The organism is Bhargavaea cecembensis DSE10, from assembly GCF_000348905.1.
Classification (GTDB): Bacteria; Bacillota; Bacilli; order Bacillales_A; family Planococcaceae; genus Bhargavaea; species Bhargavaea cecembensis.
The window spans coordinates 117,665-138,442 of record NZ_AOFT01000002.1 but is presented as its reverse complement, the minus strand read 5'-3'; the positions used below and the strand labels follow the sequence as shown (position 1 = coordinate 138,442).

The 20,778-nt window shown below is 55.8% G+C and carries 22 protein-coding genes; 21 read left to right on the top strand and 1 reads right to left on the bottom strand.

Annotation, left to right across the window (positions count from 1 at the left end):
• Nucleotides 1–11: 11 nt before the first annotated feature.
• The 12 genes from C772_RS02345 (at nucleotide 12) to C772_RS02285 (ending at nucleotide 10,839) form a co-directional block, all read left to right on the top strand.
• Nucleotides 12–557 (top strand): NUDIX hydrolase, encoded by a 546-nt coding sequence (locus C772_RS02345; RefSeq protein WP_008297066.1) that lies wholly within the window; start codon nucleotides 12–14, stop codon nucleotides 555–557.
• A gap of 57 nt (nucleotides 558–614) precedes the next feature.
• Complete coding sequence (locus tag C772_RS02340) at nucleotides 615–1,127, top strand: hypothetical protein (RefSeq protein ID WP_008297065.1); 513 nt, start codon at nucleotides 615–617, stop codon at nucleotides 1,125–1,127.
• 100 nt (nucleotides 1,128–1,227) lie between these two features.
• Nucleotides 1,228–1,689 carry a ferric iron uptake transcriptional regulator gene (fur, locus tag C772_RS02335; RefSeq protein WP_008297064.1) on the top strand — a complete coding sequence of 154 codons (462 nt, stop codon included), beginning with the start codon at nucleotides 1,228–1,230 and terminating at the stop codon, nucleotides 1,687–1,689.
• A 67-nt stretch (nucleotides 1,690–1,756) separates the two neighbouring features.
• Nucleotides 1,757–2,659, top strand: coding sequence for a site-specific tyrosine recombinase XerD (gene xerD, locus C772_RS02330; RefSeq protein WP_008297063.1), 903 nt, complete (start codon nucleotides 1,757–1,759; stop codon nucleotides 2,657–2,659).
• An 87-nt stretch (nucleotides 2,660–2,746) separates the two neighbouring features.
• A complete protein-coding gene (gene deoB, locus C772_RS02325) occupies nucleotides 2,747–3,931 on the top strand; it encodes a phosphopentomutase (RefSeq protein ID WP_008297062.1) in 1,185 nt (394 codons plus the stop codon).
• A 16-nt stretch (nucleotides 3,932–3,947) separates the two neighbouring features.
• Nucleotides 3,948–5,249 (top strand): pyrimidine-nucleoside phosphorylase, encoded by a 1,302-nt coding sequence (locus C772_RS02320; protein ID WP_008297061.1) that lies wholly within the window; start codon nucleotides 3,948–3,950, stop codon nucleotides 5,247–5,249.
• Nucleotides 5,250–5,885: 636 nt separating this feature from the next.
• Nucleotides 5,886–6,239: an STAS domain-containing protein gene (locus C772_RS02310; RefSeq protein ID WP_035001291.1), complete on the top strand. Its 354-nt coding sequence runs from the start codon at nucleotides 5,886–5,888 to the stop codon at nucleotides 6,237–6,239.
• A complete protein-coding gene (spoIIAB, locus tag C772_RS02305; protein WP_008297058.1) occupies nucleotides 6,229–6,678 on the top strand; it encodes an anti-sigma F factor in 450 nt (149 codons plus the stop codon). The genes C772_RS02310 and spoIIAB overlap by 11 nt, the downstream gene beginning before the upstream one ends.
• Before the next feature lie 3 nt (nucleotides 6,679–6,681).
• Complete coding sequence (locus C772_RS02300; RefSeq protein ID WP_008297056.1) at nucleotides 6,682–7,476, top strand: SigF/SigG family RNA polymerase sporulation sigma factor; 795 nt, start codon at nucleotides 6,682–6,684, stop codon at nucleotides 7,474–7,476.
• On the top strand, nucleotides 7,473–8,927 hold the full coding sequence (locus tag C772_RS02295; protein WP_008297054.1) for a spore germination protein: 1,455 nt from the start codon (nucleotides 7,473–7,475) through the stop codon (nucleotides 8,925–8,927). Before C772_RS02300 ends, C772_RS02295 begins: the two co-directional genes overlap by 4 nt.
• A 68-nt stretch (nucleotides 8,928–8,995) precedes the next feature.
• Nucleotides 8,996–10,324, top strand: coding sequence for a diaminopimelate decarboxylase (gene lysA, locus C772_RS02290; protein WP_008297053.1), 1,329 nt, complete (start codon nucleotides 8,996–8,998; stop codon nucleotides 10,322–10,324).
• 143 nt (nucleotides 10,325–10,467) lie between these two features.
• Nucleotides 10,468–10,839: a GNAT family N-acetyltransferase gene (locus tag C772_RS02285; RefSeq protein WP_008297050.1), complete on the top strand. Its 372-nt coding sequence runs from the start codon at nucleotides 10,468–10,470 to the stop codon at nucleotides 10,837–10,839.
• Here C772_RS02285 and C772_RS02280 read toward each other — a convergent pair.
• On the bottom strand, nucleotides 10,833–11,345 hold the full coding sequence (locus C772_RS02280; protein ID WP_008297049.1) for a DUF309 domain-containing protein: 513 nt from the start codon (nucleotides 11,343–11,345) through the stop codon (nucleotides 10,833–10,835). The genes C772_RS02285 and C772_RS02280 overlap by 7 nt on opposite strands.
• A gap of 43 nt (nucleotides 11,346–11,388) precedes the next feature.
• Here C772_RS02280 and C772_RS02275 point away from each other — a divergent pair, with 43 nt between their 5' ends.
• From C772_RS02275 to C772_RS02235, 9 genes are all read left to right on the top strand, one after another.
• Nucleotides 11,389–12,135: a segregation/condensation protein A gene (locus C772_RS02275; RefSeq protein WP_008297048.1), complete on the top strand. Its 747-nt coding sequence runs from the start codon at nucleotides 11,389–11,391 to the stop codon at nucleotides 12,133–12,135.
• A gap of 2 nt (nucleotides 12,136–12,137) precedes the next feature.
• Nucleotides 12,138–12,737, top strand: coding sequence for an SMC-Scp complex subunit ScpB (scpB, locus tag C772_RS02270; RefSeq protein ID WP_008297046.1), 600 nt, complete (start codon nucleotides 12,138–12,140; stop codon nucleotides 12,735–12,737).
• A 21-nt stretch (nucleotides 12,738–12,758) separates the two neighbouring features.
• Entirely contained in the window at nucleotides 12,759–13,739 is a 981-nt protein-coding gene (locus C772_RS02265; protein ID WP_008297045.1) for a D-alanyl-D-alanine carboxypeptidase family protein, read from the top strand.
• A gap of 84 nt (nucleotides 13,740–13,823) precedes the next feature.
• On the top strand, nucleotides 13,824–14,555 hold the full coding sequence (locus C772_RS02260; RefSeq protein WP_008297043.1) for a pseudouridine synthase: 732 nt from the start codon (nucleotides 13,824–13,826) through the stop codon (nucleotides 14,553–14,555).
• 112 nt (nucleotides 14,556–14,667) lie between these two features.
• Complete coding sequence (resA, locus tag C772_RS02255) at nucleotides 14,668–15,219, top strand: thiol-disulfide oxidoreductase ResA (protein ID WP_008297042.1); 552 nt, start codon at nucleotides 14,668–14,670, stop codon at nucleotides 15,217–15,219.
• Between the two features lie 15 nt (nucleotides 15,220–15,234).
• Nucleotides 15,235–16,896 (top strand): cytochrome c biogenesis protein ResB, encoded by a 1,662-nt coding sequence (resB, locus tag C772_RS02250; RefSeq protein ID WP_008297040.1) that lies wholly within the window; start codon nucleotides 15,235–15,237, stop codon nucleotides 16,894–16,896.
• Nucleotides 16,893–18,077: a c-type cytochrome biogenesis protein CcsB gene (ccsB, locus tag C772_RS02245; protein WP_008297038.1), complete on the top strand. Its 1,185-nt coding sequence runs from the start codon at nucleotides 16,893–16,895 to the stop codon at nucleotides 18,075–18,077. Before resB ends, ccsB begins: the two co-directional genes overlap by 4 nt.
• Nucleotides 18,078–18,252: 175 nt before the next feature.
• A complete protein-coding gene (locus C772_RS02240) occupies nucleotides 18,253–18,966 on the top strand; it encodes a response regulator transcription factor (protein WP_008297037.1) in 714 nt (237 codons plus the stop codon).
• Nucleotides 18,959–20,737, top strand: coding sequence for an ATP-binding protein (locus C772_RS02235; protein ID WP_008297036.1), 1,779 nt, complete (start codon nucleotides 18,959–18,961; stop codon nucleotides 20,735–20,737). Before C772_RS02240 ends, C772_RS02235 begins: the two co-directional genes overlap by 8 nt.
• Nucleotides 20,738–20,778: the final 41 nt, after the last annotated feature.

Sequence of the window (20,778 nt, the reverse complement as noted above, 5' to 3'; positions counted from 1 at the left end):
GGGATGGTCCAATGGATAAGTTTGAGGAACGGACAGTACATACGGAGACGATTTATGACGGCAAAATCATCCGCCTTGAAATCGATGATGTGATCCTGCCCGACGGGAAGCCGGCGAAAAGGGAACTCGTCCGGCATCCGGGCGCAGTGGCTCTGATTCCGATTACCGATGACGGAAAGCTTGTGATGGTCGAACAATACCGGAAGGCGCTCGGAATGACCCTGCTTGAAGTGCCGGCAGGCAAACTCGAGCCCGGTGAATCGCCTGAAGTGACAGCCCGTAGGGAACTGGAAGAGGAAACCGGCTACTCTTGCGGCCGCCTGGAGCCGGTAACAACATTTGCAACCTCGCCGGGATTTGCAGATGAGACAATCCATCTGTTTGCCGCAACTGGACTCTGTAAAATCGACAATCCGGCGGCGGGCGATGAAGATGAGTTCGTCGAATTGCTTGAAATCCCTTTGGAGGAAGCGGTTTCGATGCTGGATGAGGGGAAAATCCGGGACGCCAAAACGGCTTTCTCCATTCTTTGGGCGGATCGTTCGGGAAGAAGGTAAAGACATGTCAGGGAGCGGACAGGCATAGGTTGTACAAATCCTCCGGAGGTGCAGCCCATGCAGCGATCGCTCCCTTTTCTTTATCTGCTCACACTACTGATTATCGGGTTTACGGGCGGGACCGTCCTGTTCCGCTTTGCGGAAGCGGGCATGGCCGAAACGGTCACCGTCTTTCTTGATCCGCGCCTCGACCTTGCGGCTCCGGCCAAGCCTTACCGGGCCCTTCTGGCTTTCTTGGCATTCCATGCGCTGGCCCTGTTCCTGGCTTCGCACGCCGCTCTCCGGCATGCGGTCATGTTTGTCGCAGGCCTGAGAGCTGTCTTCTTCGGCTTTGCCTCGACTTACCTGATCAGCCAGGAAAATGCGCTCACTTTTTATGCAGGCTGGTGGTTTCCGGCACAGCTTCTCCTCACGCTGCTGTTCATATTGTTCTGCATGAATCTCTCGCCCCCGTTCATGCTCAAGAAATATTTTAGCAGGCACCGGAAAGAAGCGGTGATCAGGGTCGCCGCCCTGTCGGCCGCCATCCTTGCAGTGGAAATCGGTTTGTTCATTTTCCTTGATAATTGAAAATGATTATCATATTGTAATGATTGTTGTTAATATGTTGGAACTCTTGTAACCATCCGGCCTGGTTGATATAATAAGTACAGTTTGAGGGGGGCGTCTCATGGAAAGCAGGATTGAACGCATAAAAAAGCAGCTCCACAATGCGAAATACAAACTGACGCCCCAGCGCGAAGCCACGGTCTCTGTACTGCTGGAGCATGAGGAAGACCACCTCAGCGCAGAGGATGTCTATCTGCTCGTCAAGGAAAAGTCGCCCGAAATCGGGCTTGCAACTGTCTATCGGACACTGGAGCTGCTGACCGAACTGAAAGTCGTCGACAAAATCAATTTTGGAGACGGGGTATCCCGCTTTGACCTGCGGCAGGAAGGTGCCGCCCATTTCCACCATCACCTCGTCTGCATCGAGTGCGGCGCGGTGGATGAGATCCAGGAGGACCTGCTCGGTGACGTCGAACAGATTGTCGAGGACCGCTGGAACTTCCGCATCAAGGATCACAGGCTCACATTCCACGGAATCTGCAGCCGCTGCAGTAAAGGAAATGAAGAAAAAGAATCCGAATAACAGAAACGGACAGGATGGCGAAAGCTGTCCTTTTTTCATACGGATAAGTCCGGAAAGGGGAGAGAACATGAAAGAGTCCGAAGATGCGCTGAACGACTATCTTCATTTTCTGAGAGTCGAAAGGCAACTGGCGGAAAATACAATCGGGTCCTATAAAAGTGATCTGCTCGGCTACGTCCGCCATCTGGAAAAGGAGGTGCAGCCGGGCAGCCTGGACGGCGTCACCCGCCCCCATATCCTCGGTTACCTGGAGGTTCTGGAACAAGGCGGGAAATCGCCGAGGACCATTTCCCGGCACATCTCCTCCATCCGGTCTTTCCATCAGTTCCTCGTGAGGGAGCGGGTCACGACGTCTGATCCGACCATCCAGCTGGATCTTCCGAAGCTCGAGATGAAATTGCCGAGGGTGCTGTCCGTCGGGGAGGTCGATTCGCTGATCGGGGCACCGGACCGCTCGAAGCCCGCGGGCGTACGGGACAGGGCGATGCTGGAAATGCTTTACGGTACCGGCATGCGGGTCAGTGAGTGCATCGGGATGAATACCGGTGACGTCCATCTGTCAATGGGGTTTGCCCGCGTATTCGGCAAGGGCGGCAAGGAACGGATTGTACCGCTCGGCAGGAATGCGATCGACGCGGTCACCTCCTATATCGAGCAGGCGAGGCCATTGATGCTGAAGGGAGACCGGGCGCAGGATGCACTATTCGTCAATGCGAGGGGCGGCCGCCTGACACGCCAGGGAGTCTGGAAGCTGTTGAACCTGCACGCGAAAAAAGCGGGCATCACGAAAGAACTCACTCCGCATACCCTGCGGCATTCCTTTGCGACGCATCTTGTGGAAAATGGGGCAGACCTCCGCGCCATCCAGGAAATGCTCGGCCATGCGGACATTTCGACGACACAGATTTATACCCATGTCAGCAAGACCCGTCTGAAGGATGTCTACAGCAAGTTTCATCCCCGTGCCTGACACGGGTAAAATGTGACGTCAGACCTCTGATTTGTGGTACAGTATTCTTGTAATGGGTATACGTAGTGCCAAGGAGGTTTTGCGACAATGACAGCGCAACCATTTAATCGAATTCATCTGATTGTCCTCGATTCGGTCGGCATCGGCGAAGCACCGGATGCTGCCGAATTCGGTGACACAGGGGCAGATACACTCGGTCATATCGCCGAGACCACAGGCGGGCTTGACATGCCGAATATGGCAGGCCTCGGCCTGGCCAATATCCGTCCGCTTAAAGGACTTGAGACGGCGGACAAGCCTGCAGGATATTACGGGCGCATGCAGGAAGCATCTGTCGGCAAGGACACGATGACCGGCCACTGGGAAATCATGGGCCTGAACATCGACAAGCCGTTCAAAGTGTATCCGGAAGGTTTTCCTGATGGGCTGATCCGTGAGCTGGAGGAGCGGACGGGGCGCCGTGTGATCGGAAACAAGCCCGCCAGCGGCACCGTCATCATCGATGAGCTCGGGCCGCTCCATATGGAATCCGGCGATCTGATCGTCTACACATCGGCGGATCCGGTGCTGCAGATTGCTGCGCACGAAGGCGTCATCCCGATCGAGGAACTTTACGAAATCTGTGAGACCGCAAGAGAAATCACACTCAAGCCCGAGTACCTGGTCGGCCGGGTCATCGCCCGCCCGTTCATCGGGGAACCCGGCAACTTCACCCGGACGAAAAACCGGCATGACTATGCACTGAAGCCGTTCGGACGCACTGTGATGAATGAGCTGCAGGACGGCGGCTATGACGTGATCGCGGTCGGGAAAATATCCGATATCTATAACGGTGAAGGTGTGACCGATGCGGTCCGCACTTCTTCAAACATGGATGGTGTCGACAAGCTGCTTGAAGTGATGAACCGTGATTTTAATGGTCTGTCGTTCACCAATCTAGTTGACTTTGACGCACTATTCGGCCACCGCCGTGACCCGGAAGGCTATGGCAACGCACTCGCCGAGTTTGATGCGCGCCTCCCCGAGATCATGAATGCCCTCCGTGAGGACGATCTCCTGATCATCACGGCGGACCACGGAAACGACCCGACGGCTCCAGGGACCGATCATACGCGTGAGTATGTCCCGATCATCATGGCTTCTCCGAGATTTGCACAGGGCGGCGAACTGCCGCTCCAGAAAACCTTCGCTTCCGTCGGTGCGACCGTTTCGGACAACTTTGGCGTGAAAATGCCGGAGTTCGGCGAAAGCTATCTTCCATTTTTGAAATGAAAGCGGGTTGAACGACATGAGAATGGTTGACATCATCACAAAAAAACGGGACGGCGGCAGATTGTCGGAGGAGGAGATCCGGTTCTTCATCAACGGGATCACGGATGATTCGGTACCGGACTACCAGGCAAGCGCGCTGCTGATGGCCATCTATTTCGAGGGAATGGCCGAAGAAGAGCAGGCATTGCTGACAGAAGCCATGGTGGACTCGGGTGACCGCATCGACCTGTCCGGCATCGAGGGTACCCTCGTTGACAAGCATTCCACAGGTGGCGTCGGGGATACGACCACACTCATCCTCGGGCCGATTGTTGCGGCCTGCGGCGTGCCGGTCGCCAAGATGAGCGGACGCGGCCTCGGCCACACAGGCGGGACGCTCGACAAATTGGAATCAATTGACGGATTCCATATCGAACTCACGGAAAAGCAGTTTGCCGATCAGGTGAACAACCTGAAGCTCGCGGTCATCGGCCAAAGCGGAAACCTCACCCCGGCGGACAAGAAGCTATACGCCTTGCGTGATGTGACGGCAACCGTCGACAGCATCCCGCTGATCGCAAGTTCGATCATGAGCAAGAAAATCGCTGCTGGGGCAGATGCCATTGTTCTGGACGTTAAAACCGGCGAAGGCGCCTTTATGAAGACGGAAGAGGATGCACGGCGTCTTGCCGAAGCCATGGTCGGCATCGGCAATGCCGTCGGGCGCAAGACGATGGCCGTCATCTCTGACATGAGCCAGCCTCTCGGCTACGCAATCGGAAACGCACTCGAGGTGAAAGAAGCGATCGAGACACTCAGGGGAGAAGGTCCCGAAGACCTCACCCGTCTCTGCGTCGAACTCGGCAGCCGCATGGTCGTCGCCGGAGGAAAAGCCGGAAGCATCGGGGAAGCGGAAGGCATGATCCAAAAAGTGATCAATGACGGCTCGGCACTTGCCCTGTTCCGCAAGTTTATCGAGGCACAGGGCGGGAATCCGGAGATCGTCGACGATCCTGCGAAACTTCCATCGGCATCGGAAGTCATCGAGTTCAAGGCCGAGGCGGACGGATATGTCCAGTCCATCGGCGCGGATGACATCGGCCTTGCCGCAATGCACCTCGGAGCGGGACGCGCGACCAAGGATGAGCAGATCGACCTTGGCGTCGGCATCGTCCTGAAGAAAAAGGTAGGAGACGCCGTGGAGAAAGGTGAGCCGCTTGCCGAGATCCACACAAACGGCAAAGGCACCGACACCGCGATTGGCATGCTCCGTGAGCATATCATTGTCGGTCCCGAAAAAGCCGACGCACCGGCGCTCATCCACGGCGATATTCAGTAAATTAAGGAAACAGATCGGACCCAGAGAAAATCATTCTGGGTCCGATTTGTCGTATCAGGAGATGTGTATTGAAAGTTAGGGATTATAAAATTTGCGTATGAATCGAAGAAGTTCGCGTGCGACTGAATCCAGTTACTCCAAAATGCATACCCATACTCCAATTGAGCTCCCGTTGCTCCAGATTACATTCCCATACTCCAATTGAGCCTCCGTTGCTCCGAATTGCAGCCCCATACTCCAATTGAGCTCCCGTTGCTCCAGATTGCATTCCCATACTCCAATTGAGCTCCCGTTGCTCCAGATTGCATTCCCATGCTCCAATTGAGCCTCCGTTGCTCCAATTCAGACTACCTAACTCCAAGTGGCAGCCCGTTACTACCCTTTTCTCCAACTAGCCCATAACGGATTGAAGCAGAGAAGCCTACAGCTGAATTCAAAAGGCTCATGCAATCTGCATGGCGGCCCGCCACTTCTCCCCGATAACTGTAATTTCCACGTATATTCGGGTCCGTTCTCGGGCAGGCTTGGACGGCGAAGGCCGTCATGGCCGAAAATTGCCGGATTTCCACTACTTTCGTCGAGTACAAGGAATCCGGAAAGCGGCCGTTGAATTACGAGCCGAAAGGGGGCATCCATATGAATCAGATTACATTGACATCGGGCGGCATCGTAATTGTCCGCCCTGCAGGAGAATTGGATCACCATACAGCAGACAGCATCAAGCGGGAGGTAAGCCGTCTCATCTTCGGCGGGAAGGCAAGTGCAGTCATCTGGGACCTCGGCAGCCTGCAGTTTATGGACAGTGCGGGCATCGGGCTGATATTGGGCAGGATGAGAGATCTCGGTGCAGTCGAAGGCGGGACGGTAATCCTGAATCCGTCTCCGACGATGAAGAAAATGTTTGAGCTGTCCGGGTTGGGCAGCCACCTGTTGGAAGGTACTCAAGAAGATGCGATAAAACGGCTGGGAGGGATCCTTCATGGAAAATGAAATGACGCTATCGTTTGCCGCAATCAGTGAAAACGAAGCACTTGCCCGCATGACGCTCACCTTCTTCGTGGCGGCACTTGACCCGACGCTTGAGGAAATATCGGAATACAAGACAGTCATCTCCGAAGCGGTAACGAATGCGATCATCCATGGGTACGAGGAGGATCGCTCCGGTATCGTCACGGTCCATGCGGCGCTGGACGGCAGGGAGGTGACGGTCACGATCAGTGACCAGGGCGGCGGGATCGAGAACGTGGAAGAGGCGATGCAGCCGATGTACACATCAAAGCCCGAACGGGAGCGTTCCGGAATGGGATTCACCATCATGGAAAGTTTCACCGACAGCCTTTCGGTCGACTCCGGCCAAGAAGGCGGGACAACCGTCACGTTCAAGAAGAAATTCTCTCCTGTGCAGGAAACCTGCTCCTCGGTGGGATGACGGATGCAGGAATATGTGGAGCAGCGTAAACCGCCACTTTTGACACAGGAGACGATGAGAGAACTGATCCGCGAAGCCCAGGCGGGAAACGCCGAAGCCAGACGGGTCATGGTCGAGGGCAATACAAGGCTCGTCTGGTCCATCGTGCAGCGCTTTTCTTCAAGGGGAGTGGAACTGGATGACCTGTACCAGATCGGCTGCATTGGCCTCCTCAAGGCGGTCGATAAGTTCGATCTGAGCTTTGAGGTGAAGTTCTCCACTTATGCCGTGCCGATGATCATCGGGGAGATCCAGCGTTTTCTCCGTGATGACGGCATGGTGAAAGTGAGCCGGTCGATCAGGGAGCTGAATTTCAAGATCCGCCATGCGACAGACGACTTCCTGAAGGATCATGAACGTTCCCCGACGATTTCCGAAATATCCGCGATACTGGATGTTCCGGTTTCCGATGTCATCGTTGCGATGGATGCGATGAAGGACCCGGCGTCCCTCCAGGAACAGCTATATGAAGGGGAGGGCGATTCGGTCACATTGATGGACCAGGTCCGGGATGAGCGTTCGGAAAAAGGGTTCGAGCATATTCCTCTGAAGGACATCATCTCCAGGCTGGATCCGAGGGACAGGACCATTATCGTCATGAGGTTTTACATGGACTGTACGCAAAGCGACATCGCGGAGCGGCTGGGAATCTCCCAGGTGCAGGTATCCCGGCTTGAGAAGAAGATCCTTGCAAAGATGAAGGCATACATGAGGCCCGACCTGATGAAAGAGCCGGTGGAGACGAAGGGAGAAGGGTGACGATCGAACGGCTATATGACAGCAGAGAACAGGCAAAAGAAGAGCTGGGCGGCTTATTCGGAAAGGGAGAGTCCTACGATTTCGTCATGCTGGACATCCATATCCGTCAGGAGCCTGCCACGATTGTCTTCATGAACGGGTTGATCAGCTCGGATGTCACAGCGCAGCTTCTGACTTCGATGCAGATGTCGGATATCTGGGATGAGCTGGAGGAAAAGATCACCCGGGAAAACTTCCTGACCTATTTCCCGTTCCATGCCGTTGAACCGGCCAAAGACAAAAACGCCATGATCGACTCCATCCTGAGCGGCCAGCTCGTGTTCGTGATGGAGGACGGTTCCGTTTTCCAGGTCGACGTCCGGGAGTACCCGGGCAGGCAGCCGGAAGAGCCGGACAATGAAAAGGTTATCCGCGGCTCGAGGGACGGCTTCACGGAAAACATCATCCTGAACACCGCGCTGATCAGAAGGCGGCTCCGGGATCCGCAGCTTCGCTTTGAAATCCAGCGGGTAACAGAGCGCGGCCGGACAGACATTGCAATCGGATACCTGAAGGGTGTCGCAAGCGAGCAGCATCTGGATATGCTCAAAAAGCGCCTGGCTGAAATTGACCACGACGGATTGACGATGTCGGACAAGCAGCTGGAAGAGCTTTTGTTCAAGCAGAAGTTCCATCCCGTGCCGTTTGTGCGCTTCACGGAAAGGCCGGATATTGCAGCAGCCCATTTGCTGGAAGGCCATATTGCAATTGTCGTCGATACGTCTCCGTCGGTACTGCTGATCCCTGTGACGATCTTCCATCACCTTCAGCATGCTGAGGAATTCCGTCAGGCACCGCTTATCGGTACCGGCGTCCGTGCCATCCGCTTTTCGGGGATTCTGATGGCTGTGTTTCTCTTGCCGTTCTGGTACCTGCTCGTCAAGCATCCGGAGTTCGTGCCGAAGGCATTGGATTTTGTCGGGCCGAAGGAAAGCGGAGAAATTCCGCTGCTGTTCCAAATTATCGCGGCGGACATCGGAGTGGAATTCATGCGTCTTGCCGCCATCCATACCCCGACGCCGCTGTCTACGGCACTCGGCCTGATCGCAGCGGTCATCCTGGGGCAGATGGCGGTTGATGTCGGACTGTTCACTGCTGAAGTCATTTTGTACGTGGCACTGACGGCAGTCGTGACATTCGCAATCCCTTCCTATGAACTGAGCATTTCTGCAAAAATCTTCAGGACGCTGCTGCTCATTTTGACGGCTCTGGCAGGGCCGCCCGGCTTCTTCGCCGGCGGCGTGATCCTGTTCTGGTATCTCTGTTCCATCAAGCCGATGGGCGTCCCGTATCTCTGGCCGCTTGCACCGTTTTTCCCGAAGGCATTCGGCCGGGTCATCGTCCGGTATCCGATGATCGGAAGCTCGCTGAGGCCGTACATCACGGATTCTCCGAGACGGCAGCGCAGCTGATGACCGATTGCACGTTCGCCCCCTTCATGGTAAAGTTTTAATAGACTAAGCCGGAAGGATGAGGCATTGTGCATCTATACGGAACACAGAAGATCAATAGCAACGGACATCTTGAAATCGGCGGGGTGGATGCGGAAGAGCTGGCACGCATCTACGGCACCCCGCTGATTGTCTATGATATCGCGCTCGTACGTGACCGCGCCCGGTCGTTCCTGAAAGCATTTGAAGAAGAAGGGGTCAGCGGACAGGTCGCCTATGCGAGCAAGGCGTTTTCGAGCATCGCGATGTTCCGGATCGTCCGGGACGAAGGCCTCTCGCTCGACGTCGTCTCGGGAGGAGAACTTTATACCGCAATCCGCTCCGGCTACCCTGCTGAACGGATCCACTTCCACGGGAACAACAAGAGCGAAGAAGAAATCCGGATGGCATTCCGGGAAGGCGTCGGCTGCATCGTAGTGGACAACTTCCATGAAATCGGCATGATCGAACAGATCTCGGAAGAGCTGGCACTGCCGATGGATGTTCTGATCCGCGTCACGCCGGGGATCGAAGCACACACGCATGACTTCATCACCACCGGCCAGGAAGATTCCAAGTTCGGCTTTGACCTGAATAATGGACAGGCTGACGAAGCGTTCCGTCTGCTGTCCGGCATCAGCCGCATCCGGATCCTTGGCCTTCACTGCCATATCGGCTCCCAGATCTTCGATACGGCGGCATTCAACCTTGCTGCGGGCTCGCTGATGCGGAAAGTCGCCGCATGGCGGGAAGAGGACGGATACACATGCCCGGTCCTGAACCTCGGCGGAGGATTCGGCATCCGCTATACGGATGAAGACCATCCGCTTGAACCGGAAGAGTACGTCCGCGCCATGATCCGTACGGTCAAGGAAGCCGCTGCAGAGTCTGACTATCCGGTACCGGAGCTCTGGATCGAGCCGGGACGCTCCCTCGTCGGTGAAGCAGGCACCACGCTTTATACGGCAGGTTCCGAGAAGGAAGTTCCCGAAACCCGAACCTACCTGTCCGTCGACGGCGGCATGAGCGACAATATCCGTCCGGCCCTGTATGGTGCAGCCTATTCGTCCGCCGCGGCACTGCGCATGGACGAGCCGCACACTTCGGCCTATACGATCGCCGGCAAATGCTGCGAATCAGGTGACAAGCTGATCGAGCAGGCCTATCTTCCGGACGTGGAGCCGGGCGACCTGATCGCTGTTTTCTGCACGGGCGCATACGGCTACGCCATGGCAAGCAACTACAACCGGATGCCGCGCCCGGCCGTTGTGTTCGTTGAGGACGGGGACCACCGTGCCGCAATCCGGCGAGAGACGTATGATGACCTGATCCGTCTCGAGCTGGAGGCGGCCGGTATCGGAAAGGAAGAGGTGCGTTGAGGAAGAGGAACATCCTCCTGTTCATCGTCATCCTCCTCATGGCGCTGGCCTGGGGGGCCGTGTACTGGATTTTCATAGCCCCGAATTTCGGGCCTCCGACAAGCTGACAGCGAGCGGAGAATACGGAAGAGAGGGAGCCGACCATGTTACTGCGCTATAAAAAATCACTTGAAAAAATCGCGATGGGCCTCCTGTCCTTCATGCCCGGCGAAAAAGATGTGAAGAAACTGAAGGAGACGATCACCCGATACGAGACAGACGACCAGAGCCAGCTCTATCTCTGGAAGACCGGAGAGGATTATATCGGCCTGGTCGGCGTGGAACTCGACGGGGACCGCGTCACCGTCTGCCATCTTTCCGTCAACCCGTCCCACCGGGGCGAGGGTGTCGGAAAAGAGATGGTCTCAAAGCTGGCGGCGATCATGCCGGGCAAAACCATCGTCCCGACAGAAGCCACACGCCCGTTTCTGGAAAAGTGCCAGGAAATTATCGAAGGAGGAGCAGACCGTCAATGACGACTGCTCCTCCTTTTTTCGCGTTCCGACAGAATATGGCTCCGGTCCCGGAGCATATGTTTATGAATGAGACGGGCCCCTGTCAAGTTCGGGACGGCTCCGCTCCTGACCAGTTCCGAGACGGCATCCCGGATTGCGGGGTCGGCCACTCTGATGGTGAACGGCTTGAAAGGCCGGCCCCCGTCCACGGCATTCCCGGCTTGCCGGAGATCCCGCAGAAAAGCGGGCAGGTCCAGGCCATGCGAGAAAGGCGAACCGCCGTCATGCGCCATGCGGAGCAGCCGCTCCGCTTTCGAAAGGAGCTTGGCGGCGCCGCGGAAATTTCCGCGCCTCCAGTGGTAGAGCGCGACAGCCGCCTGGATATAGCCGACCAGCGGATGCGTGCGGTCCCTCGGCGCGACGAGGTTCCAGTAATCCTCAAGCACTTCGTGGCACTCAAAATAATCTTGATTCTCATTAAAGTACGCAATAAACTTGATGAAAAGCGGATGACGGAGCGGATTCATGAATCGTCCTCCCTTCCGCAACGAATCGACTGCAGGTGAATCCATGTCCTATTTGGTGAAGTTGGAGGCGTTTGAAGGCCCCCTAGACCTATTATTGCACTTAATCAACCGGATGGAAATCGATATCTACGACATCCCGATGGCGGAACTGACCCGCCAGTATATCGACCATATCCATACGATGAAGGTACTTGAACTGAACGAAATGAGTGAGTACCTCGTCATGGCCGCAACACTTCTGGCCATCAAGAGCAAGATGCTCTTGCCTGTCCATGAGGAAGAAGCCCCGGACATCGATGATTTTGCGGAAGACGGTCCCGATCCCCGGGACGAGCTCGTGGAACGGCTGATCGAATACCGGAGATACAAAGAAGCCGCGGCAACACTGAAGGAATACGGGGAAGAGAGGGGCAGGAGCTTCACGAGGCCGCCGGCGGAGCATGCCGCTGCCGGTATGGCAGCTGCCCTCCCGGATGAGGGCCTGAATGTCCACGACATGATTGCGGCTTTCCGCAAAATGATGGAGCGGAAAAAACTCAGGGCGCCTCTCAGGACAAGGATCACCCGCCAGGAAATATCCATAGCGGATACCATGGAGAAAGTGGTCGGGCGCCTCGGGGAAACCGGCGGCCGGGCGATGTTCTCCGACTTGTTTGAAACAGGCGAACGGGCGGAGCTGGTGGTGACATTCCTGTCGCTGCTGGAGCTGATGAAACAACAGCGGATCACTGTCGAGCAGGAACGGAATTTTGACGATCTGACCGTCGTCCTCAGGAAGGAAGTTTTGTAGTTTTGGAGAATGGAAATCAGCTAGCCGGACAGGTCGAAAGCCTGCTGTTCGTAGCGGGCGACGATGGCCTTACGGCAAAACAGCTGGCCGAGCTGACGGGCACCGACAAAGAGGCTGTCGAGCGGGCAATTGCACAGATCAGCGAAGCGAGCAGGCCGGAGGGAAGGGGACTCCGGGTTGTGGAACTGGCCGGCACGTTCCGGCTTGCGACAAAGCAGGAGCATGCAGATGCGGTCCGCCGCCTTCTAGAAAACCCGACAACACAGGCTCTGACGCAGGCGTCGCTGGAGGTGCTTGCGATCATTGCCTACCGACAGCCGATCACCCGGGTGGAAGTGGAAGAAATCAGGGGCGTGAAGTCGGAGAGGCCGATCCAGACACTCGTGTCGAGGGGGCTGGTCAAGGAGGCAGGGCGTGCCGAAGGGACGGGGCGTGCTATCCTTTACGGAACGACCGACACGTTCCTCGACCATTTCGGGCTGGCCAGCCTGAAGGATCTCCCTCCCCTGAATGATGCGGGAGATGAGGCTGCAGATGAAGAAATGGATCTGTTCATGTCCAATTTCACAGAAGCGTTCGATGAAGAAGGAACTGACGAATAATCTGACGGAAGGCGGTGGATCTTGAAAAAGCAGATATCCGCGCTGCTGGTTTCGATCCTGATTGTATGTTCTTTTCCTGCTGCAGCATCTGCGGCCCAGGCCTATGCCGTGATCGATGCGGAGACCGGCAGACTCCTGAAAGGGGCGAATGAGGATGCCCGCCTGCCGATTGCAAGCCTGACGAAAATCTGGACGGCACTCACCTACATCGATGCCGCCGGGACGGACGGCACGGTCACGGTTTCCAAAAACGCCACGAACCAGGAAGGTTCATCCATCTACCTCCGTACCGGGGAAGAGGTTCCTGCCGAGAAACTGCTGTATGGACTGATGCTCCGCTCCGGAAACGATGCGGCAACGGCACTGGCCGAAGATGCAGGAGGGTCTGTCGAAGGGTTCGTCGACATGATGAACGAAAAGGCGCAATTGGCGGGACTTAAAAACACGGAGTTCACCAATCCGTCCGGGCTCCATAATGACCGGCATCTGTCGACGGCCTATGACACGGCCCTCATGCTGAAACACGCGATGGACAACAGCCGGCTGAAGGAAATCTCATCCACCACTCTTTACAATTACGGGGATGGCGGGTGGCAGAATAAGCATCGGCTGGTCAGGGCGGAAGGGGATGCGGTCGCCGGGAAGACGGGCTTCACCAAAACCGCCGGGCGGACGCTCGCGACACTGTTCGAGAAAGACGGCAAGCGGGTGATTGTCGTCACCCTTAACGACGGGGACGACTGGAATACGCACCGCAACCTGTCCGGGGAAGCTTTCAGGACTTATAAGAAAGTCATCCTGGCGGAGGAAGGGACGTATCAGATCCTCCCCGGGATCCGGGGAGAGCTGGAGAAGCCGCTGGCCGTTCTATTATCGGAAAAAGAGATTGAAGAGGTTTCCCACGCCGCGATCATACCGCGCGGCGCCGGTGAAGGCATCTGGCAGGTGAGGCTGGACGGCGTGCCGATCGCCACAGCCAAACTGAAGATATCAAGGAGGTGACCGCATCGCTGCCGATGCGGTCTTCTTTTCATTTCACTATGGTTGTGACATAATTTTGTGCAGTAAATGTGATGGGGTGACCTGATGGAAAGACTTCAGAAAGTAATTGCGGCGGCGGGAATTGCATCCCGGCGAAAGGCGGAGCAGCTGATTGCCGACGGCCGTGTGACGGTGAACGGAAAAACCGTGACAGAGCTCGGAACCAAAGTGGGCGCATCCGACAAAATAGAAGTGAACGGTGTACGTCTTGAGCGGGAGGAAAAGGTCTACTATCTCCTCTATAAGCCCCGCGGTGTCCTGTCGGCGGCATCCGACGACAAGGGCCGGAAGACCGTGGTCGACCTGTTTCCGGAAGTGGAGGAGCGTTTGTACCCGGTCGGCCGCCTGGACTTCGATACAACAGGCATTCTTCTTCTTACAAATGACGGGGACTTCGCTTATCTGATGACCCACCCGAAATTCGAGATTGAAAAGACGTATGTCGCCCGGACAAAGGGAATCCCGACAAAGGAGAAGCTGAAACAACTTGAGCGCGGCATCGTCCTGGAAGATGGCAAGACCGCTCCGGCGAAAGCCAAACTTCTCAGCATGGACAAAAAAACGGACAAGGGAATTGTCCAGCTGACGATCCATGAAGGAAAGAACCGGCAGGTAAAGCGTATGTTTGAAGCGATCGGCTGCCCGGTGCAGAAGCTGAAGCGGGAGTCATTCGGCTTCCTTGACCTGCACGGCCTGAATGCCGGTGACCGCAGGGAACTGACCGCACATGAAGTCAAGCAGCTGCGGGTGCTCGCCGAAACCGGGAAGATCCGCTGAACCGGAACGTTCACAAACCCTTCATATGTAAGGATTTCGGCATGTTCCGCCTTTGTTATAATGGGAAGGGATCTTTCCAATCCTGTATTTATGAAAACGAGGTGACATTCGGATGAGCAAGCAGCAGGAACGGGAAAAAAAGCGAAAGAGGCAGCAGATCATCCGGACTGCTATTCTGGCCGTTCTGGGAATTGCCATTGTTTATACAATCGTTGCCAACGTCACGAAAGATGAAGATATCGTCGAGGTCGGCGACACGGCTCCGGACTTCGAGCTGGTCGACCTCGAGGGGAACACCCACAAGCTATCCGATTACCGTGGTGAAGGCGTATTCCTGAATTTCTGGGGCACCTGGTGCGGTCCGTGCAAAAAAGAAATGCCGCATATGGAAAAGTACTATAACGAGTTTGAAGACCAGGGCGTCAACATCCTCGCGGTGAACATCTCCGAGTCTGACCTGAAAGTACAGTCCTTCGCCAATACTTACGGCCTGACGTTCCCGATCGTCATCGACAAGACGAACAGCGTAAGGGATGCCTATAATGTAAGGCCTCTTCCGACAACATTCCTTGTCGGTCCCGATGGAAAAGTGAAAAAAATCATCGAGACGGAGATGAGCGAACAAGAGATCAAAACCTACATGGAAAGCATCATGCCCAGTTAAGGAGTCCTGACAACCATGAGTTCGATCAAATGTGAATGCGGCCATCTCAACCCGGAAGGGACAGATATCTGCCAGAACTGCGGACGGCCGCTTTCAACCGAAGAAAAATCAAAAAAACTGGCTGACATGCGCTATGACGGTGCCGCCATCCGTTCAAAGACGCACCAGCGTACGGTGGTCGACAAAATCTGGAACTTCTTTTCCAGCGTTAAGATCGGTGTCAGCATCATTATCGCCATCCTGGTCGCAGCAGCGGTCGGCACAATCCTGCCGCAGGTGTTCTACATCCCTGGCGGCGGTGCCAATGAGGCGCAGACAGCACAGTACTACGAAGACAACTACGGTATATTCGGCCAGATCTACAACGCGCTCGGCCTGAGCGACCTGTACGGATCCTGGTGGTTTATGACGCTTGTCGGCATGCTCGGCATTTCTCTCGTCGTCGTGAGTCTCGACCGCGGGATCCCGCTCTACAAGTCGCTCAAGAATCAGCGCGTCGACCGTCACCCGAGCTTCCTGAAGCGCCAGCGCCTATACGGCGAAGGCCAGGTCGATGATCCGGATGCCGTCATGAAGAAAGCTGCCGAAAAGCTGAAGGAACAGCGTTACAACATCCGGGAAAAGAACGGTGCCCTGCTGGCCGAGAAGGGACGCTGGGCGCGCTGGGGCCCTTATGTGAACCACCTGGGCCTGATCATCTTCCTGTTCGGGGTCATGCTCCGCGCACTTCCCGGCTTCTATGTCGATGAGTCGATGTGGATCCGTGAAGGGGAGATCCTTGCGGTCAAAGGAGCGCCCGGGCTTTACCTGGAGAACAAAGGGTTCACATTCGACGTGTATACACAGGAAAACACGGACGAAGTGTTCAGCGAGGCGATCGACCGCGTCGGCACCGTCGCTTCAAACTACCAGACGGATGTCGCGCTTTACGAGACACCGGAAGGGGCACTGCCCGGTTCGACCAACGCAGAGCTCGTCAAAGAGTACTCCATCGTCGTCAACAAACCGCTCAAGCATGAAGGCTTTCATATCTTCCAGATGGACTTTAAGCTGGACGAGCTGAGCGCAATGACGTTTGCACTCGAGAACAAGGAAACCGGTGAATCCCTCGGGGAGCTGACCGTCAACCTGGACGATCCGCAGAAGGATTACGATCTCGGAAATGGTGCCAAAGTGGAACTGCTCGATTACTACCCGGATTTCGACGGATTTGAAAACGGGGAGCCGCAAACGAAGACGCCTGTGCCGAACAATCCGGCATTCCTTTTCAAAATGACGACTCCGGAAACTCCGGAGGGCGAGACAAGCTTCGTGGCGATCCGCCAGACGCTTGAGCCACTCGGAGAAAACACCCACAAGCTGGCCTTCCAGAAGGCCGAGACGCGCGATGTGTCCGGCCTGACGATCCGAAAGGACAAGACCATTCCGGTCATCGTTCTGGGCGGAACGATCTTCATGATCGGCCTTGTGCAGGGGTCCTACTTTAATCACCGCAGGTTCTGGATCAGGAAGTCTGAAAACGGACAGGTCATGGTTGCCGGCCACACAAGCAAGAACTGGGTGGCCCTGCAGCGTGAACTGGATGCGGTAACCGAATATGCCGGACTTCCTGCATATACCGACCAGCGAGACAAGGAAGCACAAACGGATAAACCGGAAGGAGATTCCAAATCATGAACCTAGTTGACCTTAGCGGAAATCTCCTCTTCACTGCATTCATCGCTTACCTCGCCGGGACGATTCTGTTCGGCGGCGCGGTGAAAGGGTCGAAGAACGAGGCTTCCGCCTCCAATAAACGCTGGGGCAAGCTCGGCATCACGGTGACCATCATCGGTTTTCTTGCACACCTCGGCTACTTCATCACCCGGTGGATGGCCTCGGGCCACGCGCCGGTCAGCAACATGTTCGAATTCACCACAGCTTTCGGGATGCTGCTTGTCGGAGCGGCCATCCTGTTCTACTTTCTCTATAAGACACCGCTCGTGGGCCTATTCGCACTCCCGATCGCGCTTGTGATCCTCGGATATGCGGCAATGTTCCCGAGGGACATCCAGCCGCTGATCCCGGCACTTCAGAGCCACTGGCTGACGATCCACGTCATCACGGCGGCACTCGGCGAGGCAATCCTCGCGATTTCGGCTGTTGTCGGCCTTATCTATCTTCTGAAGAATATCGACCTGACGAAAAAGTCGAAAGAGCGGAAATGGCTGGAATTCATCATGTATACGCTCGTGGTCGTCCTCGGCTTCATTGTGATCACAGTCGGCTTCCGCGCTGCGGGATATGAAGCGGCATTCGACTACGTTGACAAGAACGACATGCAGGCAGAAGTGGTATACCATATGCCTCCGCTGTTCGGCATGAACGAATACAATGCAAAAACGGAAGGCACAATGGACCCGCTGGCGGAAATGCCGCCGATCATCAATGCAAAGACGCTCACGACGTTCACCTGGTCGGTCATTGCGGGGACCATTCTTTACTTCCTGATCCGGCTGATTACCCGACGACGCATCGCGGAACTGGTAAAGCCTCTCGCGGTCAAGGCCAATTCCCAGCTCATGGATGAGATCGGTTACCGGTCCGTCCTGATCGGGTTCCCGGTCTTTACCCTCGGGGCACTGATTTTCGCGATGATCTGGGCACATGAAGCCTGGTCCCGATTCTGGGGATGGGACCCGAAAGAAGTCTGGGCGCTGATCACCTGGCTGTTCTACGCCGCCTATCTCCACCTCCGCCTTTCGCGCGGGTGGGAAGGCCGCAAATCGGCATGGCTTGCAGTTATCGGCTTCGCCATCATCATGTTCAACCTGGTGGCGGTCAACCTCGTCATTGCGGGCCTCCACTCCTATGCATAATCAATTGGACCCTCCGGATTTTCCGGAGGGTCTTTTTGCGGCTCTTTCTGCGCCGGAATGCTTCTGTACCAAGCATCGGTTAAAACGCCGCAGCACAGCGATTCGTTTTCATTTTCCGGCTCCGAACGGTACAATGGTAAGTGAAGAGCAGTGCAGTTGAAAGGGGAAATGGTTTGTGACTGAACAGGTTTCCATCCTCGTCGTCGATGATGAAGAACGCATCCGGCGACTGCTGAAAATGTACCTTGAGCGCGAGGGCTATGAAGTTGAGGAGGCAGTCGACGGTGATGAGGCGCTGGAGATGGCGCTTGGCCGTGACTATGACTGTATCCTGCTCGACATCATGATGCCGGGCAAAGACGGCGTGGAGGTATGCACCGCGCTCCGGGAAGAGAAAATGACGCCGGTCATCATGCTGACGGCGAAAGGTGAGGAAGCGAACCGCGTCCAGGGATTTGAGGCCGGCGCGGATGATTATATCGTCAAGCCGTTCAGCCCGCGTGAGGTTGTGCTCCGCGTCAAGGCCGTGCTGAGGCGCTCGGCGAACTATGCTTCGGTCGATCCTCAGGCGCCGAAGGACCTGGTTGTCTTCCCTCATCTCATGATTGACAACGACGCGCACCGTGTGACGGCGGAGGGCAAGGAAGTAAACCTGACGCCGAAGGAATATGAATTGCTGTACTTCCTCGCGAAGACGCCGGACAAGGTATTCGACCGGGAACAGCTGCTGAAGGAAGTGTGGCACTATGAATTCTTCGGCGACCTCCGGACAGTGGATACGCATGTCAAGCGGCTTCGCGAGAAGCTGACGAAAGTCTCTCCGCGTGCGGCGAAGATGATTGTCACCGTTTGGGGCTTCGGCTACAAGTTCGAGGCAGGCAATGAATAGAATATGGAACAGCATCGTCGGGAAGCTATGGGCAACCATATTGCTTCTCGTTTCATTTGTCCTGTTCATTGTTAGTGTCCTGCTCCTCGAATTCCTCGGGAACTTTTATGGGAACCAGGCGGAGAATGCGCTCCGTCAGCAGGCCGTTACAATCTCCAAGATTGTCGATCAGCACGAGGACCCGACGACCTCGATCTATGTGATCGATGATCTTCTGGGCGAGGATACAAGTGCGGTGATCGCTGACTCTCAGGGTGAGGTGATCAGTGCCTTTCATGAGGAAGACAACGGAGGAGAAATACGCGAAATCCTCCTGGAGGACAAAGAGCTTTCACGCGTGTTCCTGGAGGACTCTCCTGTAGTCAAGGAGATGAACCTCCCGTCTGCGGAAGATTCGGATCGGATGGAGACGTTTTCCATCCTGGCTGCCCCGCTTCATGAAGGGGATGAGCTGAACGGAGCGGTATTCGTCTACCAGAGCATGCAGGCCGTTCATGATACCATCCGGCAGACCACGTATATCGTCCTGTTGTCCGCCTTTATCGCATTTGTCCTGACGACATTCTTTGCGTTTTTCCTGTCTTCCCGAATCACGTCTCCTCTCAGGAAACTCAAGGAAGCGGCGAACAGCCTTGCGGAAGGCCGCTATGACACGGAAGTTCCCACACCCCAGCACGATGAGATCGGCGACCTGGCCGTAGCCTTCAATAAAATGGGGAAGCAGGTCAAGCACAACCTCGAAGTGATCGGCCAGGAAAAAGAACAGCTTCAGAACATCCTCACTTCGATGACGGATGCGGTGATCTCATTTAACCGTGACCGTTCGATCCTGCTTACGAATCCGCCGGCGGACCGGCTCCTCAGAAAGTGGCGGGATGCCAGGAAAGACCAGGAAGGGGACATCCCGGACGAAATCACCGGCATGCTGAACCATGTCGTCATGTACTCTGAAGAAGTCGAGGACGAACTGGCGCTGGACGGACAGTATTTTGACATCACGATCAGCCCGCTCTACAGCGGCAGCTATATCCGTGGCGCGGTTGCGGTTTTCCGTGACATGACGGAACAGCACCGCCTGGATAAGGTCCGGACCGACTTTCTCGCTAACATCTCGCATGAGCTGAGGACCCCGATTTCCATGCTGGTCGGCTACTCGGAAGCGCTGAGCGACGGAATTGTCGAGACGGAAGAAGACCGTGAGGAAATGATGAAGATCATCCGTGACGAAGCGATGCGGATGGGCCGCCTTGTCAATGATACGCTCGACCTGACCCGTCTCGAATCGGGGTACATGCGGCTTTACAAGGAACCCGTCGCTGTTCGTCCGATGGTAGAACGCATTGCGTCCAAGTTCGTGCAGAAAGCGAAAGATGCCGACATCTCGCTCCACGTCGATTCGGCAGGTGCCGGGGAAGCGATTGTCGAACTGGATGAAGACCGGATCGAACAGGTCATGACCAACCTGATTGACAACGCCATCCGGCATACTCCTTCAGGCGGAAGCGTCGAGGTCAGATCCTCCGCTTCCGACGGATTGCTTGAAGTGGCTGTTGCCGATACCGGCTCCGGCATTGCCGAGGAAGACCTGACATACGTGTTTGAGCGGTTCTACAAGGCCGACAAGGCCAGAACAAGAGGAAAGGGCGGCACAGGCCTTGGTCTTGCCATTGCGAAGAACATCGTCGAGTCCCACGGCGGCTGGATCCGTGCAGAAAGCAGCCTTGGAGAAGGGACGACGATGACTTTCAGCATCCCTTATGAAGAGCATTGAAACTTTTTCGCCATTCGGGCGACCAATTCCAGTGAACGGAG